The 17,604-nt window shown below is 74.7% G+C and carries 1 protein-coding gene; it reads left to right on the top strand.

From position 1 onward, the window contains the following. The first annotated feature begins 16 nt into the window (after positions 1-16). Entirely contained in the window at positions 17-17,569 is a 17,553-nt protein-coding gene (locus ACQP26_RS18705; RefSeq protein WP_433493514.1) for a DUF6531 domain-containing protein, read from the top strand. Positions 17,570-17,604 lie beyond the last annotated feature (35 nt).

Raw genomic sequence — 17,604 nt, forward strand, 5'->3', positions numbered from 1 at the left:
CGCGCCCCGGTAGGACATGCCCGACTTCCACATCCCCAACGACCCGCAGTGGCAGTGGGCGTACGACCTGATCCTCGTCGCCGTCGGCGAGGAGTACCCGAAGGCCGACCCCGCCGCGCTGCGGGCCATGGGCGACGAGCTGTACGCGCTCAGCAGCACCATCCTCAACGGGATGGGCGCCACCGCCAACCTCGGCTACGGGCTGGCCGGGAGCCTGTCCGGCCCGGCGATGGACGCGTTCCAGCAGTACCAGGTCGGGATCACCAAGAACGTGCCGGCGGGCGGCAACATCGCGCTGGCGCTGGGCGGCTCGGCCTACAACTTCGCGCTGGACTCGGAGAACACCCAGTACAACATCGTCATCGCGGCCTTCACCCAGGTCGTGGAGATCGCCATCGCGCTGGCCTCCGGCTTCGGCGCGGCGGCGGTGCCCGCTCTGATCCGGATCGGGCAGGAGATCGTCGGCGCGCTGATCGGCCTGTTCCGCCAGCGACTGCGGAACATGCTGATGCGGCTGGCCTGGGAGGCGTTCCAGGAGGGTCTGGAGGAACTCTGGCAGAGCGCCGCCGCCCAGGTCACCCAGATCATCGAGGGCAACCGCAAGTCCCTCGACTACAAGGACCTGGCGATCGCGTTCGCCGGCGGCGCCTTCATCGGGGCCGGCGTCAGCGGCGTGCAGATGATCGGCGGCAAGTTCTTCCCGAAGATCAACAACAACGTGCTGTCGCGGGAAGGGCTGTCGGCGCTCGCCGAGACGCTGTTCGAGGGCCTGTTCACCATGATGGTCGGCGGTGGCGGCTTCAACCCGTGGGCCACCATGACCTCGTCGATGATCGGCGGAATGGCCCACCACTACGCCACAGTGGTCGGCCAGAGCTACGGTCCGGGCGCCGCCGCCACGGCGCCACCGCCCACGATCGAGACGAACAACCTCACGACCACCCCGCCCACGCCGCCACCCACGGCCGTGGACGGACCGGCCGTGCCGCCACCCACCGGCCCGGGGAGTCGGAGCGGCGGCCCCGGTCCGCAGCCCTCGGGCGGCCCGGACGTGGCAGGTCCGGGACCGGGCCAGAGCAGCGCCGGAAACCAGGGGCCGGCGCAGCCGGGCTCCGGCGACCGGGGCCCGGGCCACCTGGGCGCCGGCTCGGGCAGTGCCGGGGGTACCGGTCCGGGCGACCCGACTTCCGGGGGCCAGCCCTCGGGCAGTCAGTCGCCGGGCAGTCAGCCCTCGGGCGGACAGACCACAGGCGGGCAGGCCACAGGCGGGCAGGCCACAGGCGGGCAGGCCACAGGCGGGCAGGCCACAGGCGGGCAGGCCACAGGCGGGCAGGCCTCCGGCGGCCAGGCGCCCGGCGTGCACACCCCGGGTGGCCAGAACTCGGGCGGCCAGACCTCAGGCGGGCAGACCGGAAGCGGTCCGGCCTCGGGCGGGCACACCACAGGCGGCCCGGCCTCGGCGGGCCAGACTGCCGGTGGCCCGGTGTCGAGCGGTGACACCGCGAGCGGCCCGACCTCGGACGGTCAGACCGGCGGCGGTCAGGTCCGCGACGGGTCGCCGGGCGGCACGACGAACGCCAGCGCAAGCCCGAACGCCAGCGCAAGCCCGAACGCCAGCGCGAGCCCGAACGCCAGCGCGAGCCCGAACGGCAGCGCAAGCACGAACGGCGATGGCGGTCAGAACCCGAGCGGGCACGGCACGGCCCCTGCGGGCGTCGGTGCCGACCCACGGGCGGTCGGCGCTCCCGCCTCGGGTCCGGGCCCGACCGCGGGCGGCGAGGCCACGGCACCGCGCGCCGACACGACGGGCACGCCGAACGGCATCCCGGCGAGCACCGGCGCGCCCACGACCGGCGCCCCGGCCCGGGCCGCCGACGTCACGGCACCGTACGGCGGCGGTCTTCCCGGTTTCGACACTCCGACGTCCAGCAACGGACCGGCCGCTCGCGACACCCCGGCACCCGTGACCCCGCCCGCCACCGCCGCCGCCGGCCCGGCGCCTGGCCCGGCCGGCTCCTCACCGTCCACCGGCACACCGACGACCGCCACGCCGCCCACCGCCACGCCCGGCACACCGGCAACCCTCACCCCGGGCACCGGCACGCCCGGCCCAGCCGTACCGACGGCCACCGCGCCGACCATCGGCACGGCGAACACCGGCACACCGACGGCCACCGGCGCGGCGAGCACCGGCACGCCGACGGCCACCGGCACATCGGCCACGGGCACGACCTCGACGACCACCGGCCAGCCGACCGCTCCCCCGCGCGACGCCGCCGGCACGACGGAGGCGCCCCCGCCACCGTCGGCGCCCGTCGACGGCATCTCGGTCGACGGTCCGGTCGCGGTGACCTCCCCGGCCACTGACCCTGGTGTCGGCGTGCCGTCCACACCGGAGGCACTGGGTCCGGACGTCCGCCCGCGCGCCGAGGCCGCGCCGGGCGCGCCCCCCGTCGACACGGCACCCCGCGCGGTGGGGACCCCGCCGCCCCGGTTCGACGTACCGAAGACCCGCGACGAGATCGCCCGGGCACGCGCCGAGCAGCGCGACACCGCACCCAGGCGGGTCGCGAACACCAGCGCGTACGACGTCATCGACGGCGGACCCCATCCCGACACCCGGGTGCCCGACGTGGTCGCGCGCTCGTACGAGCAGGCCGGCCTGACCGTTCCGGCGGTCGACCGCCCCCGTCCGCGCCTCGACGCGGTCGACAACCGCATCGCGTACGACCATCGGGTGCTGGACCTCGGCGACCGCAAGGTGCAGGACTTCACGGTCAAGGTGTTCCTGGACGCCCGGGACGCGACGGCGGCGGCCGCCCGGCCGGAGGTCGAGTCCCGGGTACGCGACGCGGTCGACCGGATCTACAACCAGGGCTACCGGATCGGCGGCGACCAGCTCAACGTCACAGTGGAGTTCGCGGCCCGGCCCAGCGAGGCGCACGCCACCGTCACGCTGCACGGCACGCCGTCGCCGACCACCCAGACCGCCTGGTCGACGCACTCCTCCGACCTCGACCTGGCACACGAGGTCGGGCACTTCCTCGGCCTGCGGGACGAGTACCCGGTGACGGGCCGCGTCCTGGACCGGCCCTTCGTCCAGGGCGACAACTCGGTGATGGCGACCACCACGCCGCAGCCCGGCAACGATCCGCGGCTGCTGGCGCGCGGTGTCGAGCGGATCGCCGGCCAGCAGCACGACGTGCTCTCGCCCGACCGCGGCGGGTTGCCGCCCCGGACCGCACCGGTCCGGTTCGAGCCGGTGCGGGTGCCCGGCGGCCGCAACGCCCGGTTCGACGCGCTGACCCGGCACACCCGCGAGGTCGGCCCCGGCAACTACCGGCAGGAGACGGCCGACCTCAAGGACGACGGGGCGCCGATCGGGTTCGTCGTCAACTCGATGCTGCCCGCCGACGACGTCGACCAGATCCCCGACGTGGTCCGCGCCGTCACCGAGGGCCTGGCCCCGGGCACCACAGTCGCGTTCGTCTTCGGCGTCAACACCACCGCCGAGGTGCCCGACACCGCCTTCCGGGACGCGGTCGCCCGGGCGGCCCGGCTCGCGGCGGACCTCGACGTGCCGGTCGCGGTCAACGGCTACGCGGTCGGTACGAAGAACGGCAAGTTCCCGTACGGCCGGACCCGCAACCAGGTGCTCCGCGACCCCGACACGGTCGCCGCGATCCAGGGTCTCGCGCAGGGCGGCCCGGACGGCGAGTCCCGGCGCTACCCGTACGTGTCGATCCAGGACTTCGACACGGGCGCCCGGACGACCCCCGACGGCACCCACGTCTTCGACCGGATCGACAGCCGGACCCGTTTCGAGCCCGACGAGACCGGGCCGCGGGACGAGCCACCGGCCCGCCCCTTGATGATCTCCGGTGGCTACCGTGTCGGCGACACCGAGGAGTTGGTCCGGCGTACCCGGGAGCGGCTGGAACGACGCGCACGCGACCACCGGGCGAGGATCGACGACCTCACCGCGCAGGGCGACGCGGACTCGCGCAAGGACCGCGAGATCGAGGAGCAGAAGCTGACGGCTGTCCAGGACGGGCTCGCCAAGCTCGACACGCAGGCCGGCCGGGACGCCTTCGTCCGGGACTTCACCACCGCCGTGAACGAGGACATGCGGTCCCGGGACCGGCAGGCGACCGTCCACCCGATGCTCCCGTACTCGCCGGAGCCGAACCTGTTCGTCGACGGCCTGCTCGTCCTGGGCCGGCCCGAGGTCCGGTTCGGCGAGGCGGGCGCGGAGTTCCTCCTGCTGGCCGAGAGCCTGCACCAGGCGTACGGCGCGGAACTGGCCGTCGCCCACGGCGCGGCGACGCCGGCCGACCTCCCCGCGGACGTCCTCGCCGTCGACGTCCAGGTCGAGTCGCAGAACAACAGGCATCCCGACCGGGACCTGGCGTTCATGACGGACTTCGTGGGCGCCGCCACGCCCACCGACCTGTCCCGGCTCGCCGCCGACTTCGCCGTCGGCAACTTCCTGCCGCAGTCGCACGCCGTGCCCACGAACGTCAACCGGCAGCTGTTCTACACCGAGGGCACCGGCTTCAAGGAGTACCGGGCGGAGCTGCGCAAGCCCGCCGTCGCCGCCCCGAAGCCGTTCGCCGCGCCAACCGACATGGTGCCCGGCCCATCGTGGACGTGGCAGCAGACGCTCACGCCGCGCCAGCTGCGGCAGCTCGGCGCGCAACCGCACAACCGATACGTCACCGCCGTCTCGCTACCGGCGCCGGGCACCGCCCCGGCGCCGGACGTCACACCCGAGGTCGACCCGGACCTGGACCCGACGCGCCCGGCCCGGACCGTGGGCCTGCCCGACAGCCAGCGCCTCGCCGCCGCGCACCTCGTCGCGACGTCGGACGACTCCGGGACCATCCAGCAGGAGTTCGCCGCCGCCGCCACCATCGCCGATCGCGGCGGCCTCGACCGGCAACCCGGCTCCCTCTACGACGCGATCGCCGCCGCTCTGCCCGGCAGCGACGCGGACGCCCTGCGGATCAGCACGCTGCACGCCGGGCGGGACACGATGAGCCTCGACGTCGCCGCACAGATGCGGCAGCGCAACCCGTACGACAACGGCCACTTCGTCCGGGCCGCCCTCGCCCCCGACCCCGGGCCGCGCAGCCGCCGGACGCCGGTCGACGACACCGAACGGCAGCGCATCGCCAACGCGCACGACGTCGTCGAGTTGGCCGCCGCCCGCGGCACCCAGGTGCACCTGCTCGTGTACGACGACCCGGCCGGCCCGCCGCGCGACCATCCCGTGGTCGGCGCCCGGCCGCGGACCCGGCTGGAGCTGCTCCGCACGATCGACGAGTCGGGCCACGTCACGTACGCACGCCTGGAGTCACCGCAGCCGGCCCCGGCGAGCGACACCGACGGCGACAGCGACAGCGAGTCCGGCGGCTTCGACCTTTTCGGCGACGGCGACTTCGGCGGCTTCGGTGACCTCGACGACGGCAGCGGCGCCCGGGACAGCGACGGCGACCACGGCGACAGGGACCACGGCGGCAGCGACCACGGCGACGACGGCACGACCGTGGACGGGACCACCACCGCCGAGGACACCCCGGGCGAGACCACCGCCCCCGGGCGCCCCGCGGAGGAGACCAGCGCGGAAGCGGCCAGCGCGGAAGCGGGCTCCGCTGAGGAGACCCCAGCCCGGGAGGACACCACGGGCGGGTCCGGCGCGTCGTCGGCCACCGAGACCAGCGCGACGCCGCCGTCGCCCGACGAGGTACGCCGGAGCCTGCCGTCGTACCTGCGGGACAGCCGCACCCTCGGCCTCGCCGAACAGTTGCGCGCCACCGAGGACGCGGCGCTCGGTGCGGCGCTGCGGACCCTCGACCCCGGCCTGTCCGGCGACGTGGTCGCCGCCGTGGAGGCGGACAGCCGCGACGACGTGGACCAGTTCCTCGGCGAGGGCCGCCCGTACCCGGTGACGATCGACGGGCAGCCCGCCGAGCTGCGGGTCACCGCCGTCCTCGACTGGGACGCGCTGACGGTGGACCGGGTGCACGACGACCCGCGCAAGGTCACCGCCAAGACGCGGGAGGACCTCACCCACAAGCTGCGCCACAACCGGGACCGGCGGGTCGAGCCGAAGGTGACGGTCACCGCGATACCCGGTGTCGTCGTCGGCGTCGGCGGATCGGTGCCGACGATGCCCGCCACCGAGCACTCCGTCGACCACAAGGACACGTACACGTCCACCACCACGGTCAAGGTCACCGGGCTGACCGAGGTGACGGTGCCGATCCGGTTCGTCGCCCGGCTCGTGCGCCCCGGCCGTCCCGCCGTCGACCCGGTCGAGGCCTCGGGCCGCGTCGCTCTCGCCGTACACACGGGGCTGCGGACGCCAGACGCGACAGCGCCGGTTGCCGCGGACCGCACGCCCGGCGGGCCCGTGCCCTCCCGGTTCGGTGTGGAGAGCGTCCGGAACCGGCCCGCCGATCCGGGCGCCACGTTCTTCGACCAGGTGGAGGCGATCCTCGCCGAGGACGGCATGGCCGACCTCGTCCGGATCGGCGCGCCCGGCCGGCCGGTGATGCAGAAGCTGCTCAGCGAGGCGACGTTCTCCGGCAGCCTGCCGAAGATGGTGGTCACCGACCCGGCGAACGTCCACGACGGCTGGGTCCGGTCGGGTTCCCTGCCGCGCGCCGCGCGCACCGGCTGGCGGCGCTTCTTCCCGGGCCGCGCCCGGCAGGTCGAGGTCCGCCTGGTCGCCCGGCACGTCGAGGAGGTGGAGAGCGTCGACGGGCTCACGCACGTCGACACGTCGGCGCTCGCCGCCGAGAGCACCGGCGGTGCCACCACCAAGCGACAGTGGGGGCTGTGGGGCCTCGCCGGCGCCGGGGTGGACGCGGCGCCGCTGAGCCTGGTCGTCGGGCCGCGGCTCGGCGGCGGCCGGGAGCGTGGCGCCACCCGGACGATCACCGAGCGGACCGGCGGCAAGCAGACGGTGACCGGCACCGCGCCAGGCGTGCGGTACCGGGTCGAGTACGGCGTGCAGGTGCGCGTCCTGGGCCGCGCGCCGCGAATGCTGTCCGGGTCCGTCGACGCGCTCCAGTGGACCACCCGGGACCGGCTGCCCGGCACCGCCCTCGACCCGGGCCGCCGGGAATGGCGGGGGCGGCACGGCAGCGGCCGGACCCACTTCGCGCCGGCGCGCATCGAGCGGGGCGAGTCGTTCGGCGGCGCGTACCTGACGAGGGTCGGCGACCGGAGCCTGTACGAGACCGTCGCCGAGGCGGTGCGGTCGGTGCCCGGTCACGACCGGTTCCGCCTGGCCAGCCGCGAGGAGATGCTGCGGCACTTCGGTGACGCGCAGCTCGCCGACGGGCTGACCCCCGAGCTGCAGGCGGCCCTGAACCGGGACACCGACCTGCGGACGCAACTCTCTCCCGACCAGCTCCGTCACCTGGCGGACCGGATCGTCGGCCCCGGGCTGAAGATCCCGCTGATCCGCACCGGCACGTTCCACGACCACGTCACGGTGGTGACCGTCCGGGGCAGCCTCGGCGAGGTGTCCGACGGCGACCTGCTCGACCACGACACGATCGGCACCGCAGACAAGCGGACCGCCCGGTCCACGGTGACCAGCGCCCGCGACGACAGCCGGTCGGCCGAGGTGAGCCTGGAACCGCGCGTCCTGGGCCCGCTCGGCCAGGCCGCCTCGACGCTGCTCGGCGGGCCGCGCGCCGCGCTCACCTGGGGCACCACCGACGAGAACGCCGTGACCGGGGGGCAGTCCACCGAGAGCGACCACGGACCGGCGCTGGACGACGAGGGCAAGCCCACCGGGGTACGGCTGCGCGAGTTCGCCGCCACCCTCGACCTCACCGTCACCGCCACGTCCACCGTACGGGTCAACCAGGCGGGACGGCAGTTGTCCCTCGGGTCGTACGGCCGGGACGTGCCCACCGTCGTCGCCTCGTCCGAGCTGCGTCCCCGCCGGCACCGCCTCGACGTGCGCATGCTCGTCCCGGAGACACGGGTCTCCCGGCAGCGTCCCGATGCGGAGCCCAGCCCGGTGCCCCGCGACGTGGAGACCATCGCGTATCCGCCTCCGCTGAGCCGGATGACCCGCGGCCCGCACGACCTCGACGGACGCCGGGTGGAGTCGTTCGTCGGTGCCGACCGGCTGCAGGAGGCGGTGGTCGAGACGCTGCGCGAGGCCGGCCGGGACGACGTCTACGCCGTCGAGGACGGCCTGATCTCCACAGTCGTCGCCGACGAACTGTCGCCCGAGCGCCTCACCGGTGACGCCGAGTTGTTCAGCCGCCCGCTGGCGCTGAGCAACCTGTGGCACGGCCGCCGGGCCGCCGACGCCCGCGCCGACGTGCGGGTACGGCTGCGCCCGACCAACCCGACGGTGCTCGACGGCGCCGAGTTCGCCCGGATCAAGCGGACCTTCGCCAGCGGCACCGCCCGGAAGACCACCGACACGCGCGCCGTCGAATTGAGCGTCTCCGCCACCGGCGTCGCGTCGGGCAGCGGGCCGGTCGCCGACCACGGTGGCAGCACCGGCCGGCCCGGGGGCGCGGTCATCCTGTCCGTCACGCCGTGGCGGCGGGCGTGGGGCCGGATCAGCGAGCGCAGCGTCTCCGGGATCGCCAAGCTGCGCCTGGGCGGCGGCCGGGCCGAACGCGAGCTGCTGGTGCGGGTGGACGTCGAGGCCGAGGTGGTCGCCGAGGCCCGCCACGACAGCAACCTGCGTCCGCTGGGCCGCTGGCCGGGCGCACCGGCCCGGCGGGCCGGCCGGCGCCTCATCCTGCCCGGCGCGGTCGTCATGCGGATGACCCCGGCGGAACTGAAGCGACTCCAGGACCGCGACCGCGACCGCCGGCACGGCACCGCCGACGTGCGGCTGCAACTGCGGCACGCCGAGAACGCCGAGACGCTCCGCGCCGAGCAGCGCGAGCAGGACGCCCGGATGGCGCGCGAGCAGGCCACGGAACGCGGGAGGCTGCTGCGGCGGCAGCACGCCGACCTGCGTGACGTCCGGGCCTACGTGGACCGGGCCCGGCGGGACCGCCGCGTCGGCCAGGCGGGCCGGCAGCTCGCCGACCGCTACCTGGCCGATCTTCAGGCACGTCACCGGCGCGAACGCGAGGATCTGGCGGCGGCGCACGAGGCGGCCATTGACGCGCTGCGGGCGGTCCACGAGCGGGAGCGGGCCGAGCAGGCCGAGCACCAGCAGCGGGAACGCGACCTGGTACGCGAGGCTCAGCAGCGGCAGAACGAGGACGCGGCCGGCCCCGGCACGCCACCCACCCCGGCACCACGCGAGTTCCGGGCCGGACCGCAACGGTCGTTCGGCATCGGCGGCGTCACCACCCACATCGACCTCACCGACCGCATCCCGCACCTGCGGCGTGCCCTGGCCCGGGCGTCGAGCGAGGACCTCGCCCAGGCGATCCTGCCGGCCACCCGCGACGGCGGCCCGGACGACCCGATCCGGGGGCTCGGCAGCAGCGCGTTCCTCGGTGCCGCCCACGTGCACCTTGCCGACGCTCTCAACGGCGGCCGGAGCGAGACGGTACGGCTGGAACGGCGGTTCCGGGGCTCTACGTACCACGTCACGCTCACCGCCGAGCCGGTGGGCGAGCCGAGCTTCACCGGCATCGACCTGGTCGACGAGATGTCCGTCACCGACCGCGCGGTCGTCGGCGAGGCACGGACCCGCACCACCTCACGGACCGCGGCGCAGGTCACGCTGACCGGCCGGGCACAGGGCACCGAGACCGACCGGGTCCAGGACGACGCCACCCGCACCACCGGGCACGGCCCGGCCTCCGGCACCGTCGCCGCCGGCCTGGCCGGCACCGCCGCCCTCGGCAACCAGGCCACCAAGGCGGTCGAGCGCACCGGCCGCACGTACGAGCAGTCGCTGACCGTCTCCGGCCCGGTGCCCACGTACCGCGGGCCGGTCCGCCTGACCCTCACCGTCACCGGGCGCGGGCTGCCCGAGGGCGGGGTGTCGATCGACGCGATCCACGACGTCACCACGTACTCGGCGACCGAGGGCCGGAAACTCGCCGTATCCGGCGAGGCCACACCGGTCGACGCCGAGCAGACCACCGACGAGGGCCGGCGGCGGTGGCGCGAGGAGTCCGGCTTCGACCGGCTGCCCGAGCCGGGCCGCTTCGCCGTCGAGGACGTCCTGGTCGACCTGCCCGGCCTGCACGCGGCGGCCCGGGAGGCGCTCGTCGCCTCCGGCGCCACACCGGGCAGGGACGTCGACACGGCGCTGCGCAGCACCCTGACGGTGAGCCGGATCAAGGCGCTGCCGGCGATGCTCGACGGCGCGTTCCCCCTGCCGATGCCGGCCGGGCTGGGCCGCGACCTGTTCCTCGACGCCCGCCTGGTGGCCCGCCCGAAGCTGCTGCGCGCGGACGCCACGGTGAAGATCGGCGGCGCGGCGAAACGCACCGCCGACACCGAGTACGAGCAGACCAGCGGCAGTTCGTTCGCGGTGAAGACGGCCGGGCCGCTCGTCGTCGGCGGCACCGGTCATCCGGGCGGCGCGAGCAAGGTGGGCGAACGGCAGGACTTCGCCGCCGTCAACGCGGCCACGCTGATCGAGCAGCAGCTCTACCGGACCGACCCGGGCGCCCAGGTCAAGGACGAGGGCAAGGTCGCCGTCAGCACGACCGGCAAGCCGGCCCGGCGCGCCGACCCGGACGACACGCTGACCGCCGCGGTCGAGTACGACGTCGAGTTCCGGTTCGTCGCGCGGTCCCGCGACGCCGCCGGCAAGCACCGGGCCGGCACGGAGGTCCGGGTGCCCGGCGGCTTCGTCGTACGGCTGGACGAGGCGGCGGCCCGGGACGTCACCGGCCGGGACCTCCCCCCGGGTCTGCGCGCGTCCGCGCTCGCCGTCGCCGACGCGGCGAAGAAGATGTCGGAGGCGGCGGGCCGCCTGGACGGGCTGGCCTCCCGGACGGACGCGAACGCGGACGCCGTCGCCGAGGCCGAGCAGGCCCTGACGGACGCCGAGAACGCCTGGTGGGACGCCTACCACGCGCACGAGGAGCAGGTGGCCCCGCCACCGGCCCCGGCCCCGCCGGTGGAGGTGCCCGCCGCCGAGGTGGCCACGCCCACCGCGCGGGCGCCGGTGGTCGGCGACCCGGTCGACGTCACCACCGGCCGGGTCGTCTACACCGAGGTCGACGCCCGGCTCCCCGGACTCACAGTGGAACGGACCCACCGCTCCGACTACCGGTGGGGCCGCTGCTTCGGCCCGACGTGGGCGTCCACGCTGGACCAGCGCGTCGTCACCGACGGCACGTACGCCCGGTTCCTGGCCGCCGACGGCTCCATCCAGACGTACCCGATGCCGGCCGAGGGCGACGAGACGCTGCCGGTCGTCGGCCCGGGCGGGCCGCTGCGGCGGCTGGCCGGCGGCGGCTGGCTGCTCACCGAGCCGGGCCGGTCGCTGCTGTTCGCGCCGGCCGACGCGGACGGCGACTCCTGGCTCACCGACGTGGTCACCGACGGCGCCGCGTGGCGCGTCGAACGCTCCGGCGACGGCACGCCCGAACTCCTGCTCTCCGCGTCCGGCCTGGTGGTGGTGCCGCACCTGGCGGGCGGGCTGGTGATCGGCGCGCACGTCCGCACCGCCGACGGCACCGCCGGCGACGCGGTGCACCTGCCCACCTACGGTTACGACGACAGGCGGCGCCTGGTCGAGGTCCGCAACTCCTCCGGCCACGAGACGCGGCTGCGCTACGACGACGCGGGCCGGCTCGTGCGCTGGCAGGACCGCAACGGCGAGTGGTTCGGCTACGACTACGACGAGGCGGGCCGCTGCGTGCGGGCCGGCGGCGGCGGTGACGTCCTGCGCTACTGCCTGCGGTACGACGACGGCGTCACGCACGTGACGAACTCGCTGGGCCAGGTGACCCGGTACGAGTTCGACGAGCGCCGCCGGGTCACCGCGATCGTCGACCCGCTGGGCGGAACCGTCCGGCAGGAGTGGGACGCGGCGGACCGGCTGCTGGCGCGCACCGACCCGCTCGGGCGCGTCCTGCGGTTCGACCACGAGGCGCGCACGCTCACGCTCCCGGACGGCTCGACCCGTCCGGTCCCGCCGCGCCGGCCCGCGCCCGCGGGCGACATCGAGTTCGACGCGCTCGGACGGGTCCGGGCGACCCGGCGCCCGGACGGCGCGGTCACGACGTACGGCTGGACCGCCGAGGGGGATCTCGCGTGGCGGATCCGCCCGGACGGCTCCACGCAACGGTGGTTCTACGACGGTGAAGGGAATCTGGTGGACGTCATCGACGCATCAGGAAGGGCGGTGAGCTTCGAGTACGGCCCCTTCGATCTACCCACGGCACGGGTGGATCAGGCGGGGAACCGCACCGAGTTCACGTACGACACGGAACTACGGCTGACCGCGGTGACGAACCCGGCGGGTCAGACGTGGCGCTACGAGTACGACGCGGCCGGCCGCCTGTGCGGGCAGACCGACTTCGACGGCCGTACCCAGCGCTACGAGCACGACGCCGCGGGCCGGCTGGTCGCGCACACGGACGCCGCCGGCACCGTCGCCCGCTACCGCTGGGACGCGCTGGGCCGGGTCGTCGAACGCCGGGTCGGCGACGCCGTCACCCGCGTCGAGTACGACGCCGACGGCCACGTGGCAGCCGTGCTCAGCCCGGACGCGCAGGTGCGGTTCACCCGCGACGCCGAGGGCCGGGTGCTGTCCGAGACGATCAACGGCCGGACGGTGCACACCTCGTACACCACCTCCGGCGCGGTCGAGACGCGCACCACGCCGTCGGGCCGGTCGAGCCGCTGGACGTTCGACGCCGCCGGCCGCCCGGAGAGCCTGACCGCCGGGGAGCACCTGGTCGGCTTCCGCCACGACGACGCCGGCCGGGAGATCGGCCGGACCATCGACGGCCTGGTCGCGCTGCGGCAGACGTTCGACGCGGCCGGCCGGCTCACCGGGCAGCACATCGCCGACGGCGCCGAGCGGCGCTACACGTACGACGCCGCCGACCGCGTCACCGCGATCGCCGACTCGCTCGCCGGCGACCTGGCGTTCACGGCGGACGACACCGGCCGCATCCGGGCCGTCGACGGGGACGCGCCGCAGCGGTACGACTACGACGAGGCCGGCAACCTGGTCGGCGCCGGCGGCGGGCGCTGGGAGTTCACCGGCACGATGCTCGTGCGCTCCGACGACGCGACGTTCTCGTACGACGCGAAGGGCCGCCTCACCGGCCGGGTCGACGAGGCGGGCGCGTGGCGGTTCGAGTGGGACGCCGAGGACCGGATGGTCCTGGCCGTCACCCCCGGCGGCGACCGCTGGCGGTACCGCTACGACGGCTTCGGCCGGCGCATCGCCAAGCAGCGCCTGGGCGACGGCGACCAGGTGCTGGAGGAGGTCTCCTTCGCCTGGTCCGGCGACCTGATGCTGGAGCAGACGCACCGCCACGCCGCCGGCACCACCACGACCACGTGGGACTACCGTCCGGACGCGCCGGTTCCGGTCGCGCAGACCGACGACGGCGCCGTCCGCGCGGTGGTCACCGACACCATCGGCACCCCGACCCACCTGGTCGAGCCGGGCGGCGGGCTGCGCTGGTGGTCACGGGGTGACCTGTGGGGGCGCGGCGCGGACCGCACCGCGACGCCGCTGGCGTTCCCCGGCCAGTACGTCGACGCCGAGACCGGCCTGCACTACAACCGGTTCCGCTACTACGACCCGGCCACCGGACGGTACGTCAGCCCCGACCCGCTCGGTCTGTCCGGCGGCCCGAACCCGACCGCGTACGTCACCGACCCGCTCACCGTGGCGGACCCGCTGGGCCTGACCAGTTGCACGCCCGCCCCGACGACGCCGCACCCGCTGGCCGCTGTGGAGCGGACGCTCGCCACGCCGTCCGACCAGACGCCGAGCAGTCTGCCCACGACCGCGGCACCGCCACCGCCGACCGCGCTCTACGGCATGCCGTACCAGTTGCAGGTCAGAGTCGAGGACGAGTACGGGCAGTTCCTGGGGTACGAGACCGTCATGCGGGACACCCCGTCGCCGCCGCCGGTCACCACCGCGGCCGGCGCCGTGGGATATCAGGCCCGCCAGTGGTTCGACGACGTCGCGCCCGCGCCGAGGACCGCGCTGGACGACGAGAACTCCACCGCGCACCAGACCTATCACGAGATCCGCGAGGCGGTTCAGCCGTACATCGGGACGCAGCCTCGCACCGGCTTCCGGTCGAACGCGATCGGCCACCTCAACGAACCGCTCGTCGGCGGGCTCAACTACTACAACACCGCCACGACCAGGCGCCGGGGCGTGACGAGGACCCACCAGGGTCTCGGTGACCAGATCGCCACCGAGGCCGACGGTGGCCGGGAGACCGCACGTCAGATCGCCAGTTTCCTGCGCGGCGAGATCACCCACGGCCAGATCGACTCCGTGGCCGGGCAGGACTTCGCCCGGATCGTGCTCTTCGCGGAGAACGCCAGAGGTTACGAGTCCGAGGTCAGCACGCTGCCGATCGCGCTGGACCACCTCGCCAACGCGACGAACGACGCGGACGTCGCCGCCATGTGGCAGAACATCCCGCCGTGGTTCCCCCCGGCGGCGCGGGGATACGCCAGCGACGAGTTCGTGCCGCGCGAGGACCGGCCTCCGGTGGCCAGCATCATGCCGCCGCAACGGCCCGACGGGGTCACCCGGACCGGCTCGTACTACAACATGGTCGAGATCACCGAGAGGCCTCCGCCGGCGAGTTCCTCGAACGCCCAGGCCGGGCCGAGCCGGCAGCGCGGCCACCGGTCACGAAGCCCGGAGCGCCGCGGCGGCGGCGGTCGCCGTGGCCGCCACCAGTTCGGCTTCCAGGGCCCGCAGACCGGCACCACCGACGTCCGGGGTGCCACCGCGCCGGTCACCGACCAGTTCCGTACGCCGCTCGCCGACCAGTTGACGGCGGTGCAGGGCGACCCGGTTGCGCAGGCCCGGATTCTCGACTCGTTCCGGGACCAGCTGTCGTACGGGTACACGTTGAACGACGGCTCGACGCTGCGGGTGCTGGCCGCGAACGTGCACGGCGACACCGCCAACACCGACGCCGACCTGGCCACGCTGAACGCCGCCGACCGCGCGCACCTGCGCTGGATCAACGACCACCGGGACGCCGGCAGCGTCGCCGCCAACGTCGACTGCGTGCCGCTCACCCTGGCCGTCGACGCGTACCGGCAGACCGGTGCGGTCACCCAGGTGCCGGCGCAGACCCAGCCGATGGAGATCGGCGAGGTCATGAAGCGGCACCCCGGCCGGAGTGTGGACGAGGTCGGCAGCATCCGCGGCCTGATGGAAGCCCTCGGCGCCATGCCGAACGGCACCACCGCGATCGTCGGCCTGCGGCCCGGTGGCCCGGGAACCGTCGGACACGTCATCAACGTGTCGAAGGACGGGCAGGGCCGGGTCACCTTCGAGGACGCCCAGGTCCCCGGGCTCGCCACGCTCCCGGCGATCTCCCCCGACGGCTCGGTGTTCGTCATCCGGACCAGCGACCCGGCTCCCGGCAGCGACGTCGACATGGCATCGGTGCGCGATGCCGACTCCGACGTGGACATGATCTCCGTCCGTGACGCGGACAGCGACTCCGACGTCGACATGACCTCCGTCCGCGACGCCGACAGCGACGTCGACATGGCGGACTTCTCGCCGACCACCGAGACGTTCGCCGGTGTGGCGCCGGAGGCGGTGGCGAAGACCACCGCGCAGACGCCCACCGTGGGTGACCCGATCGACGTCACCACCGGCCGGATGATCCTCACCCACACCGACGCGGTCCTGCCGGGGCTCACCCTGGAGCGGACCTACCGCTCCGACTACCGGTGGGGCCGGTCGTTCGGCCGGGCCTGGGCCTCCACGCTCGACCAGCGGATCGTCGTCGACGGCGAGCAGGTCCGCTACCTGGCCGCCGACGGCTCGCTGCTCACGTACCCGCTGCCCGCCGAGGGCGCGGTGGCGCAGCCGGAGACCGGCCGGACGCTGCCGCTGCGCCGGCTGGTGGGTGGCGGCTGGCTGCTGACCGATCCGGCGTCCGGCCGCAGGCTGCTGTTCGCCGCGGCGTCGCGTACCGAGTCGCTGCTCACCGACGTCACCGACGGCGGTGTCAGCTGGACGATCCAGCGCGACCGCCGGGGTACGCCGACGCAGGTGCTGTCGTCGACCGGCGCGGTGATCGCGATCACCTCGTCCACCGGGCTGATCACGATGGTCTCGCTGCCGAACGCGTCGGGTGACCTGATGGCGGCGTCGCAGTTCGGCTACGACGGCGACCTCAACCTGGTCGAGGTGACGAACTCCTCGGGCGACCCCGAGCGCTTCACGTACGCCGACGGGCGGCTGGTGCGCTGGGAGGACCGCAACGGCGAGTGGTACACGTACACCTACGACGAGGCCGGCCGCTGCGTGGCCACCGACGGCAAGGGCGGCTACCTGCGCTACCGGTTCGACTACGAGCCGGGCCGCACCGTGGTGACCGACTCGCTCGGCGCGGTGCGCGTCTACGAACTCAACGACCGCTTCCAGGTGGTCGCGGAGACCGACGCGCTCGGCGCGACCACGCGCAACGAGTGGGACGAGGCGTACCGCCTGCGGTCCACCACCGACCCGCTGGGCCGCATTACGTCCAGTGAGTACGACGCCCTCGGGCGGCTGGTCTCGGTCACCCGGCCCGACGGCAGCCGGTCCACCACCACGTACGACGAACTCGGTCGCGCGGTGTCCTGGACCGACTTCGACGGGAGCACCCGCAACCGCCAGTTCGGGCCGGACGGCCTGCTGATCGCCGAGGTGGACGCCTCCGGTGAGGTGGTCCGGTACGAGCAGCCGGCCGCCGACGGCTGGGGCGTCACCACCCACGTCGGCCCGACCGCCGTCGTCCGCGACGCGGCCCGGCAGATCACCTCGGTGCGCACCGGCAAGGGCGAGACGGAGTACGTCTACGACGCGCTCGGCCGCCTGTTCAGCATGCGGGACGACACCGGTCTCACCGAGTTCGGCTGGACGCTGGAGGGCGACCTGGCCTGGCGGGAGAACCCGGACGGCTCGGTCGAGGAGTTCCTCTACGACGGCGAGGGCAACCTGGTCGAGTGGGTGGACGCCACGGGTCGCCGGACGATCCGCGAGTACGGCGCGTTCGACCTCGTCACGGCCGAGATCGACGACGAGGGCAACCGCACCGAGTACGCGTACGACACCGAGCTGCGGCTAATCTCCGTCACCAACCCGGCGGGCGCGACGCGGACCTACGCGTACGACCCGAACGGGCGGTTGGTGTCCGAGACCGACTTCGACGGCCGCACCCAGCGGTACGTCTACGACGCCGCCGGGCAGCTCGTCGAGCACACCGACGCGGCCGGCGAGGTCACGCGCTACACGTACGACCTGCTCGGCCGGGTGGTGGAGCGGCGCACCGGCGACGCCTCCGGCCCGGTGGTCACCGGGACGGTGAACGGCGCCACGGCGTCCGCCTCGTCCGGTGGCCCTCTGCCGGAACCGCGCACCGCGCCGGTACCCCGGCGGTGACCCGCCGCCCGCCCCGGCCGTCACGGCGGCCGGGG

It is taken from the genome of Micromonospora sp. CA-248089 (assembly GCF_050948515.1).
Lineage (GTDB): Bacteria > Actinomycetota > Actinomycetes > Mycobacteriales > Micromonosporaceae > Micromonospora.

What these genes read in the sequence shown, in the direction of transcription:
- ACQP26_RS18705 (WP_433493514.1), top strand. Translation starts at nt 17, where the DNA reads ATGCCCGACTTCCACATCCCCAACGACCCGCAGTGGCAGTGGGCGTAC.